Annotated in this window: 18 protein-coding genes and 1 tRNA gene; 10 read left to right on the forward strand and 9 right to left on the reverse strand. The window is 30.3% G+C overall.

From position 1 onward, the window contains the following. Positions 1-265: 265 nt before the first annotated feature. The 10 genes from EV144_RS20685 (at position 266) to EV144_RS20730 (ending at position 12876) form a co-directional block, all read left to right on the forward strand. The gene (locus EV144_RS20685; protein WP_134151054.1) at positions 266-4411 is read left to right on the forward strand and encodes a glycoside hydrolase family 108 protein; all 4146 of its coding nucleotides are present in this window, start codon (positions 266-268) and stop codon (positions 4409-4411) included. A 54-nt stretch (positions 4412-4465) separates the two neighbouring features. Further along, complete coding sequence (locus EV144_RS20690; RefSeq protein ID WP_134151055.1) at positions 4466-5371, forward strand: hypothetical protein; 906 nt, start codon at positions 4466-4468, stop codon at positions 5369-5371. Between the two features lie 138 nt (positions 5372-5509). After that, a complete protein-coding gene (locus tag EV144_RS20695; RefSeq protein WP_134151056.1) occupies positions 5510-6214 on the forward strand; it encodes a hypothetical protein in 705 nt (234 codons plus the stop codon). A 602-nt stretch (positions 6215-6816) separates the two neighbouring features. Then, positions 6817-7425: a hypothetical protein gene (locus EV144_RS20700; protein WP_134151057.1), complete on the forward strand. Its 609-nt coding sequence runs from the start codon at positions 6817-6819 to the stop codon at positions 7423-7425. Between the two features lie 201 nt (positions 7426-7626). Continuing rightward, positions 7627-8250 (forward strand): hypothetical protein, encoded by a 624-nt coding sequence (locus tag EV144_RS20705; RefSeq protein ID WP_134151058.1) that lies wholly within the window; start codon positions 7627-7629, stop codon positions 8248-8250. Between the two features lie 121 nt (positions 8251-8371). Further along, positions 8372-9430 carry a hypothetical protein gene (locus EV144_RS20710; protein ID WP_134151059.1) on the forward strand — a complete coding sequence of 353 codons (1059 nt, stop codon included), beginning with the start codon at positions 8372-8374 and terminating at the stop codon, positions 9428-9430. A 184-nt stretch (positions 9431-9614) separates the two neighbouring features. Next, a complete protein-coding gene (locus EV144_RS20715; protein WP_134151060.1) occupies positions 9615-10259 on the forward strand; it encodes a hypothetical protein in 645 nt (214 codons plus the stop codon). A 226-nt stretch (positions 10260-10485) separates the two neighbouring features. Then, positions 10486-11457, forward strand: coding sequence for a hypothetical protein (locus EV144_RS20720; RefSeq protein WP_134151061.1), 972 nt, complete (start codon positions 10486-10488; stop codon positions 11455-11457). 21 nt (positions 11458-11478) lie between these two features. Beyond that, the gene (locus EV144_RS20725; RefSeq protein ID WP_134151062.1) at positions 11479-12171 is read left to right on the forward strand and encodes a hypothetical protein; all 693 of its coding nucleotides are present in this window, start codon (positions 11479-11481) and stop codon (positions 12169-12171) included. Between the two features lie 66 nt (positions 12172-12237). Beyond that, a complete protein-coding gene (locus tag EV144_RS20730) occupies positions 12238-12876 on the forward strand; it encodes a hypothetical protein (RefSeq protein WP_134151063.1) in 639 nt (212 codons plus the stop codon). 188 nt (positions 12877-13064) lie between these two features. On the opposite strand, the gene EV144_RS20735 is transcribed toward EV144_RS20730, so the two are convergent. The 9 genes from EV144_RS20735 to EV144_RS20775 all read right to left on the reverse strand — a co-directional run bounded on the left by EV144_RS20735 (position 13065) and on the right by EV144_RS20775 (position 22377). Further along, a tRNA-Met gene (locus EV144_RS20735) sits at positions 13065-13137 on the reverse strand. Positions 13138-13264: 127 nt separating this feature from the next. Further along, positions 13265-13789, reverse strand: a complete 525-nt coding sequence (locus EV144_RS20740; protein ID WP_134151064.1) for a DUF4269 domain-containing protein — start codon at positions 13787-13789, stop codon at positions 13265-13267. After that, positions 13786-15312, reverse strand: a complete 1527-nt coding sequence (locus EV144_RS20745; RefSeq protein ID WP_134151065.1) for an ArnT family glycosyltransferase — start codon at positions 15310-15312, stop codon at positions 13786-13788. Before EV144_RS20745 ends, EV144_RS20740 begins: the two co-directional genes overlap by 4 nt. Positions 15313-15482: 170 nt before the next feature. After that, positions 15483-16031 carry a DUF4494 domain-containing protein gene (locus EV144_RS20750; protein WP_134151066.1) on the reverse strand — a complete coding sequence of 183 codons (549 nt, stop codon included), beginning with the start codon at positions 16029-16031 and terminating at the stop codon, positions 15483-15485. 173 nt (positions 16032-16204) lie between these two features. Next, positions 16205-17623: a TolC family protein gene (locus tag EV144_RS20755; RefSeq protein ID WP_134151067.1), complete on the reverse strand. Its 1419-nt coding sequence runs from the start codon at positions 17621-17623 to the stop codon at positions 16205-16207. Continuing rightward, positions 17604-18956, reverse strand: coding sequence for an HlyD family secretion protein (locus tag EV144_RS20760; RefSeq protein ID WP_134151068.1), 1353 nt, complete (start codon positions 18954-18956; stop codon positions 17604-17606). Before EV144_RS20760 ends, EV144_RS20755 begins: the two co-directional genes overlap by 20 nt. Positions 18957-18958: 2 nt before the next feature. Next, complete coding sequence (locus EV144_RS20765; protein ID WP_134151069.1) at positions 18959-20614, reverse strand: peptidase domain-containing ABC transporter; 1656 nt, start codon at positions 20612-20614, stop codon at positions 18959-18961. 95 nt (positions 20615-20709) lie between these two features. Then, positions 20710-21114, reverse strand: a complete 405-nt coding sequence (locus tag EV144_RS20770) for a hypothetical protein (RefSeq protein ID WP_134151070.1) — start codon at positions 21112-21114, stop codon at positions 20710-20712. A gap of 129 nt (positions 21115-21243) precedes the next feature. Further along, positions 21244-22377 (reverse strand): FAD-dependent oxidoreductase, encoded by a 1134-nt coding sequence (locus EV144_RS20775; RefSeq protein ID WP_134151071.1) that lies wholly within the window; start codon positions 22375-22377, stop codon positions 21244-21246. Between the last annotated feature and the right edge of the window lie 43 nt (positions 22378-22420).

A 22420-nucleotide genomic window follows, 5' to 3' on the forward strand; every position in this document is an offset into this window, starting at 1 on the left:
AAAGAATTAATAATTAGTATTATGATTTTTTTGAGGAAAATAAAAGAAGAATCTACAAGTTGTAATTGCATATTATTGATTACCTCAATTTGAAATTTGAGGGTGTAAAAGTAAAACCGAAGAATAGAAAACGAGCAAAAAAAGTGCTCTGTATTCAGTAGTTTCAGTAGAAAGAGAACTTGCTGAAACTACTGAATACAAGTGGTTTGAAATTTAGAAATGATCAATATGCACCTTACTTTTACATCCAGAAAAAAAACTAGCGATGAGTAAAAATGCAATTCACAATTTCAATCTTTCAATAAAAAATAGTGCTGATATAAAAAGCTCAGAACATTTAAAAGATACTATTATAAAAGAGCTGGCAAAAGTTTCAAAAGAAATGAGTCAGCATAAAGATATAATACAGGTTTGGCAGGATCAACAATCTCTAAATACTGATATTTCTAACGCCTCAATCAATAAAGGTGTTGTGAATACTATTTCTGAAAAAACTAGAAACCAAACGATAAGTGAAGTTTTTTCGACAACAAATGCAAACATCATAGTCTCAACTGGAGAAGGCGCCAACGGAAACCCAAGTTCGTTTGGTACTACTTCTTCAGTTTCCGAGACAACCAAAATAACCTCTAGTGCTCCAATCGGAGGAGGCGTTGCTGATACCACTGGCAGAATGACATTGAGTTCTACCGAATCAGCCAACACTACTTCTCCGATTTTAGAAGCAGAAAATGATGGCTTAAACTTAGACAGCATAACGACACAGGTTAATGCGAATGCCGGAACACAACAAACTTTAACGGTTCCTCAAATACTTCAGGCAAACGCTGGCGAGCCAAGTATTGAAGCCATTAAAATTGAAATCGAGAAAAAATTAAATTCCGCAAAAGAATTAAAAGATATTGAAGGAATTGAATATTGGACGCGTCTTTCTAAAGCTTTTGAAGAAGGAAAAGTGGCGACAGATTTTTATGACAAACCTGGCGAAATGAGGTTTACGGAGCTTTATACTTCTTTGAAACAATCAATGGCCGTTACGTCACAGACTTTTGATTGGGAAGATGTTCGTGAAAAAATGATAAAAGCAATTGACGCTAATATTTTGAACGGAAAAATTCCTAAAAATATTAGAAGCCATTGGGAAAACATCCAAAAACAATTAAAAAACGATGCAATCAATGTTGCCAATCTTTTTGAGAGATACAACGAATTATTTTTATTATTAAAAGAAGTCAAAGGACTTGATGATCTGCCTAATACAATTTCTATAACGACGAAGACTAAAATTTACCCGAATTTAAGTCCGGATGAGTTTTATGCTAAAATCGGAAAAGAAAATGTTTATGTATTCTTGAAAAAAATTAGCGATCCGAAAGAGGTTCTCGGAAGTGGAGTAAACGCCGGTGCTGTTAAAATAAAAAATGCTAATGCATCGTCGTTTATTGTTGGCGAAAGTCTGGAATTTGTCCTTGATGAAACATTTGTCAATGATAGTAAGTTCAAAAAAGAAGATATTAATTGGGTCGTTTACAAAGATTCGAAAAAACAAGGAGCCGATTTTGTAAACGAAGGCCTATCGTTTTCGTATAATTTTGATGCTCCTGGAATTTATAAAGTGGAAGCATACGGAAAAAATTCATCTGCAAATAATAAAAAGGATCATTCTTTGGCTGCATTTGTACAAGTTGAAATAATTAAACAAGAAATTGTAATTACGCCTCCAGCAACTATTAAAGAAGAATTCATAAGATTGCCTGAAGGGGAACAATTATTCAACATTGGACTAAAAAATACAGCAGTAAAAACATTAAATCCGTTAAAACTTTATTATCAGGTAGAATTTATAAAAGCCCCAAAAACGAGCGTGTTTTTAGAAGAGCAAGAATTGAATGATGAAGGAACTGTCAAGTTTTTTATGCGTGATTTGGGTAAATATAATATTAAAATTTACAGCAAAGGTCAATATAGTCTCAAGAATGAATACTTAGTTACGGTAATCAAAAACTATGTTGAAAGCATTGAATCTGTAAAAAATGCAGACAAAGGCATTTATCTGTTGAGTGAAACCAGCCAAAAAGCATCATTTAAGGTAAAAGAATTTAAGATAAAAACAGCGACTCTTCAGGAAAAAGAAAGTGTAAAATGGGTGATTTATGATAAAAATGGGAAGAGCTATACTCCTGAAGGTTCTAAATTAGAATTTGAAAATAATGATAGCCAAAAACCATATTTAGGCAAAGGAGAATCTTTTGATTTTTTTGTTCCGAAAGAAGAAGGCGTTTTTACTGTCGAAGCGTACATCATTTCAAAAATGAGATTTAATTCAGAATCAGATTCAAAACAGCAAATAACTGTAAAACGTCCTCAGATAACTGAAGCTTTCTGGGCTTTTAGTGGCGGGAGCAAAAAAGAAACATCTGGTTTTGCAGGAGAATTTAATCATATTAAGGCAAAAATTCCAGATTATAACAACCAAACGGTTAGAATCTATTTTTATCTGAACAATGTAAAAACAAACCATTATTGCGACGTAAAAACAAATAATAAAGGGGAGATTTTTAAAAGAATAAATTTTGATTCAAACTTTGAAAACCTCATTGGATTTCAGAATAGAAAAAGTGCCAAAATTGGATTTAAGCTATTAGGAATTCAAAATTCGAAACCATATCAGTTTAAAACATCAGCAAATTATGATTCTGATACTGTTTTATCTGTTACGAAGGATAAAAAAATTCTTGATATATACTTTGTATATGATGGCAACAGAGTAAAACTAGAAGATGAGGTTCCGTTTGGCAAAAAAGGTGCATCTGTAACTATTGTAGCTAAAACCCAAAATATGGTTGGAGAAGAAATTGTGTTGAGTGCTCATAAAAAGCACCAAAAACCTTCGTTTAGCCACAAAGCAAAAGTAAGCCCAGAAGGAGTAGCGACTATAGGTTTTACTTTAATGAATCTTGATAAAAAACTCAAAATAGGTACAAAAACACAGTATTTTGCAGGTGTTGAAGGGTATCCTACAAGACATTTAAAGGATAAAGTTTTGACTATGATTGTGGGTGAGGGTAAAATAGCATTTAATACAGGTACATATAGTAGTCGTTTCGATGATAATATTGATAATATCTTTGATGTTGAAGGAGGTTATGTTGATGATAAAGACGATAGAGGCGGAAAAACAAATATGGGAATTACTTATAAAACTTATGAAAATTTTTATAATATATATGGTAAAAATAAAGTTGTAACAGAGGAAACACATAAAAACCTTTCTGTTGCTGAGGCAAAAAAAATATATGAAGTTGAGTTTTGGAACAAAATCCATGGTGATGAAATTTATAATGAGAGCGTTGCTTTATACATTTTTGATTTTTCAATACATTCCGGTGTTTATAAAGCTGCTACTGTAGTTCAAGAAACATTAAAAAATGATCTTCACGTAAATATTACTATAGATGGTGGTTTTGGAACAGGTACTTTAAATGCTGTCAATAAAGTAGATTCAAATTTGTTTTATCAGAAATTGGATAAAAACAGAAGAAAATTTGTTGAAAACATTATTAAAAATAATCCTTCTCAAAGTAAATATAAAACGGGATGGGAAAACAGGTTAGAAAAATTAAAATATAAAAAAGAAGAATATACTATTAATCAGAAAATAGAAAGCTGGTTGAAGAAAGAATATAAAACAAATTCAGTTAAAGATAAAAATTCATCCATAGCTAATCTAATTTTAGAAGCGTACGCATTAAATTTAGTCGAATTTAATCCAGAAGGGAAATTAGGTGCTTTTGATTCTGGATTAGGAGGTACTCAAGATACGTTTATCAAAATTAAAGATGGAAGAGAAATAGGAAATGAATACGGGGATGCTAAACCAAAAACAAAATTTGATCCAACGCAAGAAAATATTCCTATATTAGAAACTACGTTAAAAATCATTCAGACTAATGTTAAGAATTGGGTAGATAATAATTATACACCTAAAGAACCAAATAAATTAAAATTGGGAAGTTTTATGGTTTGGAACACTTCTGGGGGAAAAAGAATTGCAGGAGCTTTAAGGCCCACTAAACACGGAAATAAAGCAAGCGCCATTGATTTTAATCTTAGTACATTTTCTAATCAAAAGATAGATTTTAGCAAATCAGATGCAGAAAAAATGGTATTAGAGATTCTTCAACGTTTACCTAAAGGAGATTATGGATTTGGTCTACCAAAGCAGGGTAATTTTTTTCCATTAAATACAGGGTTAGAGGAACATTCATCATACTATAGAGGAATTTATAATGAAGCATATACTCAATTAAAAAGTGAAGAGATAAAAAAAGAGATAAAAAAGAGAATGAAGGACAATAAAATTATTGTTTTTCCAGATTATGAAAATCATCTCCATATTCAATTAGAATGATGTTTTTGAATTTGAAAATGTACTATATTTACTGTAAACTTAATTTTAGAATATATGCGTTGCTTGCTTATTGTTGCTTTTCTGTGTGTTATTGTCTCTTGTGAAAATAAGAAAACTAATAATGATAAAATTCATCCTGAAAAAATACAAGATACTAAAAAGGGAAAAAAAATAAAAGAGCTTGATAATCAGGTATTTCATCTTGTGCTATATGAAAATGAATATTCTTATTTCTTAGGAAAAAAAGGTGATTTTCAAGATGTAACACTCAATTTTAATGTTAATCATCTTGTTAATGAGGCAACAATTGATAATATTTTTTATAGCAATGAGTTCAATTCCTATCAAAATCAATTGTATCGAATAAAAGATCATATCGTTAAAAATGATTCAAATTATGAAATATCAGTATTTGATGAAGGAGAAGATAAGGATGCAAAAATCAATTTTTTACTTATCAATAAAAAAGATGATGTTTGGAAATTTGAATTCCGTCCTTCATGGAAAGAAGAGGACTCAAAGAGAGATTATCTCGAAAACCTCGATTTACGTGATGAATATAGATTTATAAATAAAAGAAATATAGATTCAATAGTTGTTTTGACAAAGGGATTGTGGAGTGAACGAGATGATAATGAGGAAAATATGGATACAGTTTGTTATCCAAAACCATATTACTTTAAACTAAAAGAAAAATACAAGCATTGGAAAAATTACAATCCAATTCGTTTTGTTTCTTCAAAAAGTAAAATTAATATCTATGAAGAGCCAAATGAAACATCTAAAGTTGTTGCAACACTAAAATACAATGATTGGATTATTGTAAACGATACGTTGAAAAAACAACAGAATAGTAGTGAAGGTTGGCTTGATATTTTTGATAAGGTGCATTATGAAAAAGGCTATATTTTGAATAAAAATTTAGCTGAAAAACCTACTTATAATTTTCCTGTAAAATAATAAGTTGGAAAAAATGGTATTGGTTTTGTAATTTTATGAGTCAATAGAAAACTGCATAAAAGTCTTTTTTTTACTTTATGCAGTTTTTTTATTGATAGAAATTGAAATGAAATATGTTATTTTCGTACAAAAAGAATTATGTTAAGAAATTTCATCAGTCTTGTTTTCATTTCAATAATATTAATCTCTTGCGCAGAAAAAAAAGAGAAAGAATTTAACGAATTATCTAATGACTCAGATACTATAAAAAAGAATTTAGTAGATTCTTTAAAATCGTCCGATAAAAAAAATGAAGATTTTAAAATTGGTAAAATATATAATGATTCAGATTTAAACCTGGCAAGTATAAATATTAATTATAATAATGGTAAATATAAATTTGAGAGAGAATATCCCGATTTTTTAATTGATTCAACTATAACTGAGGAAGAAAAAAAACAAAGTATATTAGTTTTAGGGAATGAAAATGTAACGGATAAAAACGTAATCAGAATTGAAGATTTTGGTGTATTAAATATTAATGATCAAGGAAATCTGTTAACGGTGTTTTTTGAAAAAGAAAAGGGAGACAAATGGAAAGCCATAGATAAACTTAATATTGGTAAAGCAATAAATACGGACTTACATCAATATGAGATGGAAGGAAATAAATATTTATCGTTTAGTTGCTATAACAATAAACACAATGAGTATTTTGGAGTTGTAATCAATAAAGTTGACCCGTCGGGAAAATATGAAAAAGTAGTAAGAGCATTCAAATTCGATTTAGTCAATGGAAAAATTATTGAAATTGATTTGAAAAAAGAAAAAGTGGAATGTTTTTCTGAAATAGGTGATGAATAAAAAAGAGATTTAAAAATCTCAAAAAGTGCAAAAGTTTTTAATTTTTGCACTTTTTTGTTGTGCTTAAAAAGATGTTTTAAATTTGATTAATAAATGTTTTTCATAAAAAAGAAATTTTTTTGTAAAAGATGTGAGGAGAGAAGGAACTATTAATAAATGGAATAAAACTGAAAAAAGAATAACCTTAAAAATCAATGATAAAAAATATAAGAATTTTGTTGATAATTTCTCTGATATTAGCAAGTTGTAAAGAACAAAAGAAGAATCGAAAAATATAAATACATTCCAAAATGACAGTATTAGTTCAGATTATCTTTTAAAAAATGATAAGAATGTAAAACCCTTTAACCCGTTAGCGCAGATTTGCAATCTGTGACCAGAAAAAACTCACTTACATTTTGAAGTTAGACCATTGAAAGAATGGGGAGATAAGACTAAGGAATTTAGAGGTAGAGTTAATCCTGTAAAAGAATCGAAGATTTGTTGTTAAACTTGAACCCAAATAAAGAAAAACAGATATGATTAAAACGACTATAACTAAAAACTGCATGTTTCTAATTTTAATTTGTGTTTTACTAGTTTCATGTTCGAAAGAAAAAAAAATGATTGAACCACAGAAAGTTGAAATTTCGGAAAAACTTAAAAGTAAAATACCAAAGAATTTGAAAATTCTTAAATCTGGAAAAGTAAACTTGAATAATGATTTAATAATTTTTATATGTTTGACTTTAGATGAGAAAACTGGTGAATACAATGAATATTGGTTTTCAAATGAAGAAATTAAACTAATAAATAAATTTTATTCAGAATCTAATAAAAAATGGTTCGTAAATATTGATGATGATCCAGAATTAGAAATGTTAAAAATTAATGAAGAAGATACTTATACTGATTGTGCATTCTATGATATTAATGTTAAGGATTTGAAGGCTAATATTATTTTTAATATCCAACCCGTAATACTTCGAGATGATAAAAAATATTGGGGTTATTCTGCAGATATAGAAGATATTATTTTAAAAGATAAAAAGCTTTTAACTACAATTGAGAATAATATTCCGGATTATGAAGAAAAAAAAATGAACTTAAATCAAAAAAAACTTCCGATAATATATTTTAAGAGTGATAAAAAAGAATTAGATATTTTAGAGGAAAAAACAGGAACTTATGAGTTTATGAATACTTTAGAAATAAAACAAAAGATATATTAGAAAGAATTTTTTAAATGAAGAACTCTTCTGAGTAAAAAACTGTGTAAATATTTCCAAATTTTATGCAGGTTTTTATTATTGAAAGAAATTGCAGTATAAACATATTATTTTCGCACAAAAAGGTTATGTCAAAAAAACTTAAGCTTCATTCAGCCTTTTGGTTATATCTTCAATAATAAGCAGTAATAATTATAATCAAAGATGAAAAAAGTCAAAGTAATTTTTTGTTTTTTATTTCTTTCTCTTATCGCATGTAAAGAACAAAATAAAGAACAGAAAGTAAAACCTTCAGTTAGTGTAAATAAAGTTTCAATAATCCAAAAAAATGATGATTTAAATAATTTCATTGGGGAATATGAGTATAAACATCCTGATACTCCTAAAGAGAATCTTCTTTTAATATTAAAAAAAGTTGATATTAAGACTATTCCGAATTTTGAAGGATATTCTTGGGAAGAGAAAAATGAAAAAGGAGAAAATATTGAAGTGGCTTTAGAAGGAATATTTTACGGTAATACAGATTTATTTGATGATGTCCGAGAAGGTTATAAACCAGGCTATTTTGTTACTAATGTCCAAGTTGAGCCTTTAAAAAATAATTTACTGAAAATTAATATCAACTTAGATCCTTCTGATATTTTAGAAAGCCCAATTTATTCGCCAATTCAATCTGGAGAGGAAGCTCTAAAAAGAGACAATAAAATATGGGAAGTAGCAGAACTGCAAATTAGCAGAGAGTTAATTTTTGAAATAAAAAATGCGAACGAGATAATTCTAAAATCTAATTTAGATTTAGAAAATATGGTATTTAAGAAGAGAAAATAATAGATTTTATTCTAATATTTCAAAAAAATAAAAACTGCATAAAGAATGAAAATACTTTACGCAGTTTTTTTTCAATATAAATCTGCGCTAACGGGTTTAGTATATTCGTAAAAAAATAAGTATGAAAAAAATATTTTTAATAATAGTTGTTCTTTTTTTCTCTTGTCAAAAAAAAGACTCTAAAGTGATAGAAAAAGCTAAGAATACAGAATTTGAAAAAGGAGAATATTTTAGTCCTTCCACAAAAAAAGAAAGTTTTGTTTTAAAATACAAAACAGATACACTGAATTTATATTACGATGGAAATCAGTTGAAAAGAGTAGAAAAAGTTTTTTTTAGTGAAAGCTTTGGAGGAGACGGGACTTCAGGATATGAGAGGATTGGTTATCATATTAACAAAGAAAACTTTTTGGATGCGAATGTTTATATTACTGACACTTTAAAGGATAAGGTCATCTCTGACTATCCTATTGAATATGAGGAACGATATGAATTTTATAGGAAGACTTATTCTTTTAGTTATAGTGCCTTTGCCAAGAAAAAGATAGATAACTATTTTAAGAGTAGTGAAAATCCATCTAAAGGATATACTTACGATCTTATGTCTCTTGATGTCATTTTAAGCAAAATAGATTTTTCTTTACAAAAAATGCCTAAGTCATTGTATAATATAAAAAACAATGATTTTGAATTATTCGCAGGTCAAGACTCTCTTAAGGTTTATGATATAGAGAATACAAATAATTATAAAATGATTCATTCGAGCATTCCATTTTACTATTCGAGAGATGTTCAGGTAAAAAAAGTAGGAAACAAAACTAAGTATTTTGCCAAAATTTCACTTAAAGGCCAAGGCAATAAATATATCGATCTAAAAGAAATTGAATCGATACAAGCTTCAGATCCTCATCTTGATCCGGAAAGATTTGTTACGGCACCAAATGGTTTAGAAATGTATGACAATACATATAGTAGTAATTTCTTTGGAAACAAGGAATATGTTATGACAAAAATACCGTACGGAACACACGTTGATAAACAAAAAGATTATGATTCTGAATATCGATATATAAATGGGCGAAAAGGTAATTTAGTGTATGTTACCTATTATGATGATAAAGGAGAAAGTTATGAAGGAATTGCTTTTAGTGGTTATTTGTCAATAAACAAACCCGATTAAAGTAGATATCCCGTTAGCGCAGATTTGCAATCTGTGCCCGCAAAGTAAAGCGACAAAGATTCTGATAAAAATTGCAAAGCTTTGTAAGTTAATGGTTGTGTGTAGATTACAAATCTGCGCTAACGGGAATTATACATGAAAACAAAATTTTAAATAATCAAATGAAAATATATTAGTTAAAAATATGAAAAATTTTATAAAATTATTGATTTTGATGTTCTTGATAAATGGTTGTAAATCAGAAACGAAAGAAGATTTTGGCAATACGGATAAAAAAAATCAAAAATCTAGTAAAAATGAAACTGCTAAAGATTTAAATATTGAATATCCAGTACCTCCGGTTGACTTTCTAGATGAAAAATATAAAAAGAACGGTTTAACTCTTCCAGATGGAGTATCTGGAGGTCCAACTTATCCTGTTTTTACTTTTTTTGATAGAAATTTAGGAGGATTTAGTGTTAATTACATTGGGAAATCAAGCCTAATCCAAAATTTCTGGGATGTTTCAAATAGAGATGGCTTTTTTGGTCAATTTGAAAATATAGATCAAGCCATGTATAATACTAAACAAATTAGTGATAAGGTAAGAGAAGTTTTAAAGAATAAACCAAACGATTATTACATTGTTGCTGATTTTTTGCCTAAAGAAGCAATTTCGAAATATTATAACGATGGATCAGGAGAGTTTGATTTAAAAGACAATGCTTACACTTACTTTTATATTTATGAAAATAATAACTGGATTTTTATCAAAAAAATCTTGACTAAAAATATCGACAAACAAGGGATTGAGCTTTACAATGATGTGTTATTAAATCATAAATTTTAAAGGCTTCCTCAATCATTGAGAAATTTCAATTCAGTTTAGAATCAATGAATTAGATTAGAGAAAAAATAATTTAATAATAAGTAATGATGAATTGAAGTTTTTTACTTGAAACTTTGTGGCTCTGCCAAAAAAATAAGAAACTGTACAAAAGTCTAAAAAGATTTTTGTGCAGTTTTTTTATTCATAGAAATTGTTGAAAAATATGTTATTTTCGTACAAAAAAGTTATGTCAAAAAAAATCTTAAGCTTCATTTCTGTCTTTTTAATTATATCTTCAATAATTAGTTGTAAGGATAACAAAATAGAAAAAAAGCAAATTATTAGTATTCCACAAATAAGCAATTTCGATTTTGACAAAATTTTAAAAATAAATGGGCATATTTATGATAGTTCTAATGGAGGAGGTTTTTTTACAACCTCATACGATTATGGAATTACATACGATCCGAAAAAAGGCAATGATTTTGGTAATCTAGAAACTTTCCTGATTCCTAAGGATTTTCTTTTTTTCAAAAAGCATTCAAAATACTTTACTAAAGATGAATATGAGAAACTACAAGCTTATGTAAATAAATTAAACATAGAAGAATTAAAAAAGATATTTGATATTTATGTTTTCTTAGTTGACAAAAAGTATTTAGTTGAAACGCCAAGCTATGACAGTCCTAATAAAACTAAAGAAAATTATCAAACAGATTTGTATCAGTACAAAAATAACTCATGGGAAAAAATCGAATCTTTCAAAGTAGATTCTGAAGAAAAGAGGTTAAAAGAAACCGATTGGAGAACTAATAGTATCGATAAAAAATCTAAAGAAATCCAAACCGCTTTCTTCAATTCTATCTCAAAATTAAAAATTGATGATTCATGGTATAGAGATTATATTTTGCTTTTAGATTCTTATGAGCCAAGTTACAATTATACTTATTATATTAAGGTAGCAAAAGACTCGTCGTATATTGCAGAACGTCCTTTAAAAGACTTGATGGTGCCTTATCAAGATGGAGATACTTTATTTTTATATCACAAAAAATGTCTTCTCCAAGGTTCAGAATATTTTGAAAACACACAAATTCCTGAAGTAAAAATTGTAAAGGTAAAAGACAAGTATTATATTAATAGTGAGGTTTTTGATTTAAAAAACAGCATCTCTAATAAATCTGAAAAGTATGGTTTCTTAGTTTCGGAAACTTATTAGAAAGAATAATTAATAAAAAAAATGAGAAACCTAGTGCTAATTTTTACATTCGTTTTTATATCATGCAATCAAAAACATGATATTTCAAAGACTGAAGTAAGCTATGTAAAAACTTCAACTCAAGATAGTATTCAAAATCTTGAAAAGAAAAATGAATTTAAAAAATTTTCAATTAATACAGTTTATAATGAAAATGATTCTGATTTTTCAGATGTGCAAGTCAATTACAATATAGGTAAATTTGTTTTTGATAAGGATTATAATGAATTTATTGTAGATTCAACTTTAGATGTTGAGGTAAAATATCAAACATTAAAAGACTATTCATTAGATGAGTATACAGATGATAAAAATATCATTCGCTTATCAAATTATGTTTTTTCACTTCAAAAAGACAATGGTGTTTTATTTATTGCTCTTTTTAAAAGAGTAGAAAAATACAATTGGAAATGTATCGATATTAAAGAGCTTGAAAAATATACAGAATTAGGGGAGTATAATTATATTCTAGGAGATGGCAAAGTATTTAGTTATGCATGCAAAACTGAAAAAGGAAATTCATGTTTTGCTGTAGTTATTGATAAGGAAAATTCGGCGGGAAAATATGACAAAATTTTAAAGGCTATAAAATTCGATTTAGTCAATGGAAAAATTATTGAAATTGATTTGAAAAAAGAAAAAGTGGAATGTTTTCCTGAAATAGGTGATGAATAAAAAAGAAAATTACTTTAGCTCGTGTTTTTTTTACGGGATATTATATTTTAGCATTAAAATGAAAATATGATTTTATTTAAAAAATCCACATTAACGTTATTATTTGTGCTTTCAATAATAAGTTGCAAGGACAATAAAATAGAAAATAAAGGACAGAAAGTAAAACCTTCAGTTAGTGTAAATAAAGTTTCAATAGTCCAAAAAAATGATGATTTAAATAATTTCATTGGGGAATATGAGTATAAACATCCTGATACTCCTAATGAGAATCTTCTTTTAATATTAAAAAAAGTCGACATTAAAACTATTCCAAATTTTGAAGGGTATTCTTGGAAAGAGAAAAATGCAAAAGGAGAAAATGTAGAGATGGCCTTAGCAGGAATATTTTACGGTAATACAGATTTGTTTGATGATACTAGAGAAGGCTACACACCAGGCTATTTTGTTACTAATGTCCAAGTTGAGCCTTTAAAAAATAATTTACTGAAAATTAATATAAACTTAGATCCTTCTGATATTTTAGAAAGCCCAATTTATTCGCCAATTCAATCTACTGAGGAAGCTTTAAAAAGTGGTAATAAAATATGGGAAATAGCAGAGTTGCAAATTAGTAGAGAGTTGATTTTCGAAATAAAAAATTCTGACGAGATAATACTAAAATCTGATTTAGGTTTAGGTAATATAGAATTTAAAAAGAGAAAATAATAGCTTCTAGTACTTTATGCTCATAGTTCGAAAAAAATAAAAACCGCATAAAGCATGAAAATGCTTTATGCGGTTTTTATTTAATATAATCACAATAGATTAGCGTAAATTAGTAATCTGCACCTTGAATAACGCAAAAATAATTATAAACAAAAAAGCTCCAGATTTCTCTGAAGCTTTTTTCTTAGTAGCGGGAACAGGACTCGAACCTGTGACCTTCGGGTTATGAGCCCGACGAGCTGCCTACTGCTCTATCCCGCGATGTTTCGGGTGCAAAGATACACAGTAAATACGGTTATGCAAAGAAAATTCGAAATTATTTTATAAAACGGGTTTGTTTAGTGTAATTATTTGGTGTATAGTTGTTTATGTTTTTTAAATGAAGTAATTAAATCTGATATTCAAGTAATTCTGAATATGGATTTCCTTTTAAACCTAATAAAAAAGCGAAAGCAGGTTCTGTTTTGAGACCGTTTTGTTTGAGTTTAATAATCTCTAATCTAAAATTTTCACCTTTTAATTGTAAAATTTTGTGTTCTATGATCATGTGTTTGTAGCCATTTTGATTTTTGCTTGGAATATTTTGTCCGAAGATCTCAATTTCAAAATCTTCAATTTTAAAGCTGGAGATAACAGATTCTACATTGTCAATTATAGTTTCTCTGATTGTAAAGAAACTTTCATTTCCAAAAAGAAATTGAATTCTTTCGATAAAGTTATTTTTGTTTTCCCAATAACAAACGATATCGAGATCACTGTTTTCAATATCAATATTTATCGGAATTGTGCCAACTAAAATAGGATTAAACGAAGAAATTTTGGCTAAAACCTGATTTTGAGTCAAGACTTTAAAAGCTCGAATTTGTTTTTGATTTCCGTTTTGTAGATAATCAATATTGGTGAAATCTATCATTTTTGATAGTTTTTGGTTTCTTTGATTTCGCTTTCTATTCTTTTTCGGATATCAATTCTAGCACCTGAAAAAACAAAAATAGTAGTTTTGTATTCCCGTGCATTTTTATTTGTGATTTCTCCGGCGATAATTCCAGTTTCAAAATAAGGGCTTGTCTCTTTTAATTCCTCGTTGCTTTCTTCAAATTCTTTAACTCGAATTACATTTTTATATAGAATATCAAGATTAAACCAATTCACATAATCAGCATTAAAAGAAACGGCTTTAATTCCTTTTTTAGAATAATAATTAATCGCTCCGGCTTGTCCATAATTATCGCAAAGCACCAATGTTTTTTCGGGATTAGGCAGTAAAGCATAAACAGAATCTGTTTTGCGGGCCAGTTCTTTCCATCCCAGCATATCGGCAAAATCTTGTGGCAGATTGTGATCTTTTCCGTCTTCCCAGCGCAGCATTCCCAATTTTTTATATTTTTCGGAATGCTGTACAATATATTCCGGACTTTTATTCGGAAAAGCGAGATTGTACATCGGAATAAAAAATAATAAAGGTATAAGGATAAAAACAGGTTTTAAATAAATTTTCCATCCTGTTTTTAAAATATTGGATAGAAAAACGGCTCCAAAAGCAATATAAATCGGATAAATGCCTATTGCATAATAAGCTTTTGCTTTAAAGTAGATAAAAACAAGTAGTGTAAAAACAATCGTCCAAAAGAAGAGTTTGTACCTGGCAAAAGGTTTGTAGAATAATAAAGCATACAATCCGGAAAGAATAACCAAAAAGCCACCAATAAAAAACAACAACTGCTCTTTTAAAAATCCTAAACGATCAACATTTACGAGCTGCGTTTCTGCCAATTCTTTCATATGATGCACAATCGGAAATTGATTATTATACTGCCATAACAGATTGGGTAAGATCAATAATAATCCTAAAACTAAAGCGAGATACAATTTTTTCTCTACGAAAATTTTTCTTTGATCAGACAATAAAAGAGCAGGGAAGAGGCCAATAAGCAGAAAGAGAATATTGTATTTATTAAGAAAACCAAAAGCAAAAATAACAGCTCCAACAAAAAGCCATTTCTTATTTTCTGAAGTTATATATAAAATGAGAACATAATAAAACCCCGTCCAACATAATACATCCAGCGAGTTGGGTTGATACAACATATTAATTCGCAGTAATGCCGAAAGTAAAACACAAATGGAACCTAAAATTAAGGCATAAAGATCTCCTTTTAAGGTTTCGATAGTTTTCCAGACCACAAGAAGTGTTAGAGCACCAAAAAGGGAAGGAAAGAATTTGACCCAGAAAAAAGAATTTCCCAGTAAAAATATAAGATACGAAAACCAGGAAGTAACGGGTGGTACAGACAAATATCCCCAAGCCAAATGATGTGCCTGATCAAGATGCAGATATTCGTCTCTTTGCAAATCGTATTCTGGACTTATTAAGAAATATTGCAAAACAAATTTTAAAATAATAAATCCAATTAGAATTAGGTTTTTCCTGGTCATTTTAGGTTGGTTTCTTTGGTTAAAGATTTGGTTTCATAAAGTGAAATACTTTGCTTTTCAATATTTTACAGCTAATATAATATTTAAAATTAAATCAGTTTTTTAAATAGCAGAAAATAAGAAAGCCACTCATTTCTGAATGGCTTTTTTAATTATTTTATTGCTAAAAACTATGCTTCTACAGCATCAGCAGTAGCAGCTTCTTGATTTTCTGCCCATTTATCGGCTTCTGGTTTTGAAGCTTTCAGTGCGTTGAATCTTTCTAATTGTTCTAATTCATCTTCATCGCCGCTAAAATAAGGGAAAACGTCCATAATTGGAGATTCGGCAATAGCAGGAATAGAATATTCTCCCATTGTGTTTTGCATTACGGCAAGGGTATTATCATAAGCTTCTCTCACGTCATTTGCCTGAATCAGCATATACATGTTTGATTTTCTTTCTTTACCGCTTTCTTCATCATAAGCCAATAAAGAAATTTTTGATTTAAACCAGCGGTCAGCATTTTCAAAAGGGTGAATTTCGGCATAATTAGCCACTTTTATATTCGTGATTTTAAATTCTTCACTAATATAAGCGGCCATTTCTTCGTTGATTCTGCTTTCTGCTTCTGTGTAAGAAACAGCATCAACCAAATAAGGCTCTGTTAATACTTTCTGCCCGCCCGTTTCATCTGTTTTTCTATATTTTACTTTGCATTCGTACCAAGTTGCGCTCATTTCTTTAAAATTTTAAGGATGCCAAAGATAGATTTTAGCAGAAAATAAATGACTGAATTAGAGAAATAGATATTCACAATTTTTATTGAATTTTTGTATTGTGTTAACTCTGTGATGTTTATATATAAATTAAAAAATCCAAGTTAACATTAAAGAAAAAACTAGGTTCCACTTCAATCCGGATTTGCCAGTATTTTATACAATTCGGCATTTGAAATATAAAACTGATTTTCGATACCAATCTGAGAAAGTTTGGCACTTACCAGATTATTTTCTCTCGAATTAATTAAGAATATTGAGCTTTCGCCGAATGCAAATAATTTCTCTTCGGAGTTCAGCATAAACATATAATCTTTAACCAAATTATCAATAACTGTAATCTGCCTTTTTAGAGATGAAATTTCGGTTTGCTGCGCTTTAATTTTATTTTTAAGTTCAAGACGCTGTTGTTCAATGTCAAATTTTAAATCTTGAATTTTAATTTTAGCAATTTTAAGATTTCCGCGTTCTTTTCGCAAGAAAATCGGAATACTAAAATCGATATTAAATTTATAATCATCAGCATTAAAAGAATCAAAATAAACGGGTTCAGAAATATAATTGTATCCCACATTTACTTTCGGAAGCAATAAATTGGCTTTCAATTGGCGATTGATTTCCAGCATCGATAATTTCGTTTCCAGCGCCATCATTTTTGGATGCGAATCCAGTGTTTCTACGTTTACGAGCATCGCATCGGTTTTCAGCGTTTGTTCTAAAGTATTGATTAAATTTTCCTCTGGTTTTACATTCGCGTCCAATTCTACCGGCACATTTTCAATCCATAAATAATTAGAAAGATTTAGAGATGCTTTGGCTAATTTTAAATTTCCATTTTCGACATTTAATTCTCTGTTTCTTACCGTGATTTTGGCTTCAATACTGTCAATTGCCGGAGAATCTCCATGTTCAATTAATTGTTTTACACCTTTAAAACGAATGCTCGCAAAACCAAGATAATTTTTATAAAGCTGTGCTTCATTAAAGCTTTTTCGCCATTCAAAATAAGCTTCGCTGGCTTTATACAAAACGGCAATTGCTTTTAGTTTTCGTTCGGCATCACTTAGTTTTATCTGAAGTTTTCCTTCTCTCACATCCGCCATTCTTTGGTTTATAAACAAACCTTGTCCTAAAGCAACACTAATTCCCAAAGAAGTTAATCCTGCATCGGGAGTTCGGTTCTGCGGATTGTAATATTGTCCGTCTGTTTGATCAAAACCCGCTTTTATTTCAACTCCATACCAAGTCGGAATTTTGAAACTGCTGTTTAATAGCGAATAATATTCGGTTCCTTTAAATTCTTTTTTATTGTAATCAACTTCAATTTTTGGATCAAATCCGCCGCGCGCCGCCATAAGTTTTGCCTGAGCATTACTTACTTCTAGATTGGCTTGTTTTACTAGCGGATGGTATTTTTTTACGTATCCTAAAAATTCGCTGTAACTTAATTCGTCTTTGATAAAATCCTGACTGTAGGAATTAAAATAGCCGAATAGAAATAAAAAAGAAAATAGTGTGATACTTAATCTCATTTTATTTTTTCTCCTTTCCATTTCCTGCTTTTTCATCTGCTTTATAATAATTTGGCGGAAAACCATTTAGGTTTCGCCATATTTCATACCATATAGAAACCGTGTCTAGCAAAGCGATACTTTGCGCTCCGGCACCAATACTCAATTCTTTTGGCCACTTTTGATCTTTATCGTCTGGTGAAACCAAAATTCTGTATTTGCCGTTGGCGCTGATAAAGTTTTCGATTGCAACAATTCTTCCTCCAAAAGTTCCGTAAGATAATCCCGGCCACCCAGAAAATACAATTCTCGGCCATCCGTCAAACCAAACTCGGACTTTTGCACCGCGATGTACCAACGGAAGATCGATTGGGTCAACATACGTTTCTACAGCAATATCATAACTTGCCGGCATAATGCTCACCACAGGAGTTCCTTCTTTTATAGTTTCGCCAAGACCAGCCAGTAAAGCACGGTTTACATAACCGCTCTGAGGGGCTGTAATGTAATACAAACCATTTCTGATGCTGTAATTTACATATTGATTCTGCAGTTTATTAACCTGAGCCTCTGTGTCATACTGCGTACTTAAAGCGGTAAACTTATCACTTTTTGATTTCGAAATTTTTTCTGAATATTCTGCCGTAATACGGTTAATTTCTACTTTGGCATTAATAAATTCGTTTTTACTGCTCAATAATTTATTTTCCTGTGTAATAATATACGCTTCAGATTCCTGAAGTTTTAACCTTTTTTGTTCTACATCAGAAACGGGTTTTAGACCTTCTTTATTCAGTGCTGTGGAACGGTTAAACTGAGTCTGCGCAATTTTTAACTGCGTTTTTACCGCCTGCAGATCCATACTGTCGCTCTTAATTTTCAGCTGTGCCTGTTTTATTTTATTTTGGGCTTGCTGCAGTTTTAATTGTCTTTCGGTATTCAATGACTGCGCCTGAACATCAAGCGAGTTTACTTTGTCTCCGTAAGATGCTACAGCCATCTTTTTGGCATCAACCTGTTGTTTGGTGTTTCCAATTAAATTAGGATCTAGGTAATCTTCTTTTATTTCAGAAATAAACAAAATGGTATCTCCTTTTTTTACATAATCACCTTCTTTTACAAACCATTTTTCGATTCTTCCTGCAATTGCATTGTGCACGGTTTGAGGTCTTTGATCTGGTTTTAAAGTCGTAACTGAACCACTTCCGGAAATATTCTGTGTCCACGGAAGAAAAAGACAGGCAACGGCAAAAATCAAAAAGCCTATTATAATTTTATTCAGGATTTTATAGTGAGGTCTTCGGGCAACACGGCTTATAGAATTGTACTTTCCCGGCGTTATAAGTACATTATTATCTTTAGATATATTGAGCATAATTATAGCTTTATGTCGTTTGTAATTTTTCCATCATCAATCGTAATCATACGGTTGCATTTGTTCTTCCAGATATCATTTTTAGACGTAATAATTACCGTCCAGTTATGTTCTTCAGAAAGTAAAAAATCAACTATTTTAGTCGAAGTCAATTCATCCATCTTGTCAACTGGATCTTCTAAGAACAATATATTGGGTTTGTGAACAATACTTCGTGCCAATAATATTTTCTGAATATCAGAAGCAGAAAGTTCGCTCCCGCCGGGATGAATTTGATTCTCCAGCCCATTCGGAAAAGTTTTGATATACGGTGTCAGGCAGACATTATCTAAAGCCCATTTTAGCTCATCATTATTAATAGTAGTATTTCCAAAAAGAATATTTTCTCTAATAGTTCCCGCAAAAAGGGTGTCGCCATGCAGGAAAGTACCGGCCTGCGCTCTGTAGGTATCTTCGTCGAGACGATTCATATAATTATCAGTTACATACATAGCACCGCTTTCGGGTTCTAATAAGCCGGAAAGTAAACGCAGCAAAGTACTTTTTCCGGCGCCGTTTGTTCCGGTCAATATTATTTTTTCGCCTTGAGATATTTTTAGATTAATGTTTTTAAGCGATTTTTTATTGTAACCGGGATAATTGTACGCAATACTTTCGGTTTCGATGGTGATTCCGGTTTCAGTTACAGTTGATGATTTCGGAATACAAGAAATTTCCATATCCGTTACCTGACCAATTTTTTCTACAGAAGTCAAAACATCATAAAAAGATTCTAGACCGAAGATTATTTTTTCTACCGAATTAATAAGCAGTACAATAACAATTTCTGCTGCTACAAACTGCCCGATATTCATTTGATGATGAATTACCAAGAAACCACCAATAGATAGGAGGGCAGCTGTAACCAGAACTTTAAAAATGGTAAGTTGTATGTATTGCTTTTTCATGACCTGAAAATGCTTTTCGCGAAAATTCACATATTCACTCACATAACCGTCGTTTCTTTCTAAAGCATATTCAAAACTTGCTTTTTTGCGGAAACTTTCGCGGTTGCGTGCTATTTCCTGAAGCCACGCCGCAACTTTATATTTAAACTTAGATTCGTAAAGACTGGTTTCTAAACCGTCTTTGTACGAAAATTTAAAAATGATATATAAAATTGCAATAAAGAAAAGTCCAATTACGGTAAAGAAAGAATGGTACAAAACTAATAATATGATACCAAGACCTACTTGCAGAAAAGCGGTGCAGAAATCTAATAATAGTTTTGCAGTGCCTTTTTGAACCATAAGTGTATCAAAAAAGCGGTTTGCTTTTTCTGGTGCATATTCAGAATACATTTCTTTAAATTTAATTAAAGGCATTCTGTATGCAAATTCAAAAGAAGAACGAACGAAAATTCGTTGCTGCAGATTTTCTACAATTCGAAGTTGTAAAATGGTCAACACGCCGCCAAAACCAACGCCCACAGTAACCAAAAATACAAGGACAATCCAGGAAACACTAAGTTGTCCGCTCTGGATAAAATTAATAATAGCCTGAATTCCTAAAGGCAGAGAAAGGTTTACTAAACCGGCAAAAGCAGCATAAAATATAATTTGGTATACGTCGCGCTTATCGAGTTTAAGTAAATTATAAAAACGTTTAAAAGGTGTCATGGATTTATATAAATACAAGATTAATAGATAGATATCGTTTATGGCAAAACCATATAAAGGATCACAGAATTACTTCTGATCCTTAAAAAAAATATTTATGCTATAATCTGGGGCGGACGTAAATGTATTTTGCCATGAAATCCAAATGAGAATATTGGATTGTCTAAATGCTTTTTTCCTTTAGATTCTTTTTGAAAGTATAATGCTGTAATTGGAGTTTCGTGAGGAATTAAATATTCTAATAAAGGAATTCCTTTTGTGACTTTGGTCGTTTTAGAATCTTTGATTTTGTAATCGTCCAATTCTTCTGTAATTCTGTCACATTTGAATATTTTTTTAAGAAAATTGCAAGCTATTCCTTTAACTGAATTGCTCTCGATATTGCTATTTGCAATCAAAATAACGTTGTTGGATAAGTTGATACTGCTCATTAAAAAGTAGCCAATTAGCAACGCCTGCAGGCATTTACATAAGATACTATTTTTAATTCTGTTCAACATTTTCTAACTGTTTATGGAGGCGCAAGTTAGATCTAAATTTAAAGCGCAACATTAGAATAACATTAGAATTTGCCCATTAACGAAACTTTATAATTTGTTGAATGTGTCGTTTGTTTTGCGAAAAATAGCTTAAGAATTAAATCTTTTTTGAAAAGAAAAATCCGATTCGTGCATTGCAATTTCGTTTTCACTAGTTTGACGCTGCGCTTCTTTTGCGTAAACAAACATTTTTTGTTCGTAATCTGCAATGGCAGTTTCTATCGTTTCAAATTTTCCGCTGGTTAGATTTTCGGATAAAATTAAAGCATCTACCAAACCGCTGTTGGCACCTTCGCCGGCAAAAGGAGGCATTATGTGTGCGGCATCTCCAATAAGCGTGATAGGCAAGGGACGGTTATTTTTCCAGGAATTGTCTAAAGAAATTTTTCGGGTTGGTAATCCGGTAAAGAAAGAAGTGGAGCGAAATAATTCTTTATAACATTCATGCCAATCCGAAAATAGATCTGAAAGAAAAGCAGTAATAGTATTTGTATTTTTAAAATCTAATTGATTTTGAAGAACCCATTCTTCAGGTTTTCTAAAAGTAACATTGTAGGTCAATGCGCCGTTATTATCTGGATTTGCAACCAAATTAATTCCTTTGCTTGTTGTCATTAAAATTTTGTTTTCGCAAAGATTAAAGAAATCAGGACATTGTATTTCTGGCTGTAAAACCTCGCCTTGTATAATATAAGTTCCGGTATATTCTGGAACTGAATCGGTAATGTATTTTCTTGCCTGCGACATACCGCCATTGGCACCAATTACAAAATCTGCAGTTTCGGTAATTCCGTTTTCAAAGTGCAAAAGCCATTTTCCGTTTTGTTTTTCAAGTCCCGTAAATTTTCTGTCCCAAACCACTGTTTCGCTTGTTAAACTATTGAGTAAAAGTTTTCTCAAATCGTTTCGGTTAATTTCTGGATTATCGTAACGTTCCTCGGGTCTTGAATCTTTACGAAATAAAACTTTCGATTGATTATCAACAATAATCCTTCCCATTGGTTTTGCGATAGCAAAATAACTTTCTAATAATCCAGCTTCTTTCATTGCTTTTTGTCCAGATTGTTGATGAAGATCAAGCGTACCGCCCCAAATTCTGGTTTGATCGTCTTTATCTCTTTCGTAAGCATTAATATTTACTCCTTTTTGTTGTAATAATTTAGCAATTATCAAGCCAACTGGTCCTGCACCAATAATGGTGACTTTTTTATTTTGTAATAACATGATGTATATTTTTAACTATAGGTGTTTAGAGTTTTGCCACTCC

The sequence above is a fragment of the Flavobacterium sp. 270 genome (genome assembly GCF_004368785.1).
Lineage (GTDB): Bacteria > Bacteroidota > Bacteroidia > Flavobacteriales > Flavobacteriaceae > Flavobacterium.

Coding starts and splice junctions, on each gene's coding strand:
- EV144_RS20685 (WP_134151054.1), top strand. CDS start 266: ATGAGTAAAAATGCAATTCACAATTTCAATCTTTCAATAAAAAATAGT.
- EV144_RS20690 (WP_134151055.1), top strand. CDS start 4,466: ATGCGTTGCTTGCTTATTGTTGCTTTTCTGTGTGTTATTGTCTCTTGT.
- EV144_RS20695 (WP_134151056.1), top strand. CDS start 5,510: ATGTTAAGAAATTTCATCAGTCTTGTTTTCATTTCAATAATATTAATC.
- EV144_RS20700 (WP_134151057.1), top strand. CDS start 6,817: ATGATTGAACCACAGAAAGTTGAAATTTCGGAAAAACTTAAAAGTAAA.
- EV144_RS20705 (WP_134151058.1), top strand. CDS start 7,627: ATGAAAAAAGTCAAAGTAATTTTTTGTTTTTTATTTCTTTCTCTTATC.
- EV144_RS20710 (WP_134151059.1), top strand. CDS start 8,372: ATGAAAAAAATATTTTTAATAATAGTTGTTCTTTTTTTCTCTTGTCAA.
- EV144_RS20715 (WP_134151060.1), top strand. CDS start 9,615: ATGAAAAATTTTATAAAATTATTGATTTTGATGTTCTTGATAAATGGT.
- EV144_RS20720 (WP_134151061.1), top strand. CDS start 10,486: ATGTCAAAAAAAATCTTAAGCTTCATTTCTGTCTTTTTAATTATATCT.
- EV144_RS20725 (WP_134151062.1), top strand. CDS start 11,479: ATGAGAAACCTAGTGCTAATTTTTACATTCGTTTTTATATCATGCAAT.
- EV144_RS20730 (WP_134151063.1), top strand. CDS start 12,238: ATGATTTTATTTAAAAAATCCACATTAACGTTATTATTTGTGCTTTCA.
- EV144_RS20740 (WP_134151064.1), bottom strand. CDS start 13,789: ATGATAGATTTCACCAATATTGATTATCTACAAAACGGAAATCAAAAA.
- EV144_RS20745 (WP_134151065.1), bottom strand. CDS start 15,312: ATGACCAGGAAAAACCTAATTCTAATTGGATTTATTATTTTAAAATTT.
- EV144_RS20750 (WP_134151066.1), bottom strand. CDS start 16,031: ATGAGCGCAACTTGGTACGAATGCAAAGTAAAATATAGAAAAACAGAT.
- EV144_RS20755 (WP_134151067.1), bottom strand. CDS start 17,623: ATGGAAAGGAGAAAAAATAAAATGAGATTAAGTATCACACTATTTTCT.
- EV144_RS20760 (WP_134151068.1), bottom strand. CDS start 18,956: ATGCTCAATATATCTAAAGATAATAATGTACTTATAACGCCGGGAAAG.
- EV144_RS20765 (WP_134151069.1), bottom strand. CDS start 20,614: ATGACACCTTTTAAACGTTTTTATAATTTACTTAAACTCGATAAGCGC.
- EV144_RS20770 (WP_134151070.1), bottom strand. CDS start 21,114: ATGTTGAACAGAATTAAAAATAGTATCTTATGTAAATGCCTGCAGGCG.
- EV144_RS20775 (WP_134151071.1), bottom strand. CDS start 22,377: ATGTTATTACAAAATAAAAAAGTCACCATTATTGGTGCAGGACCAGTT.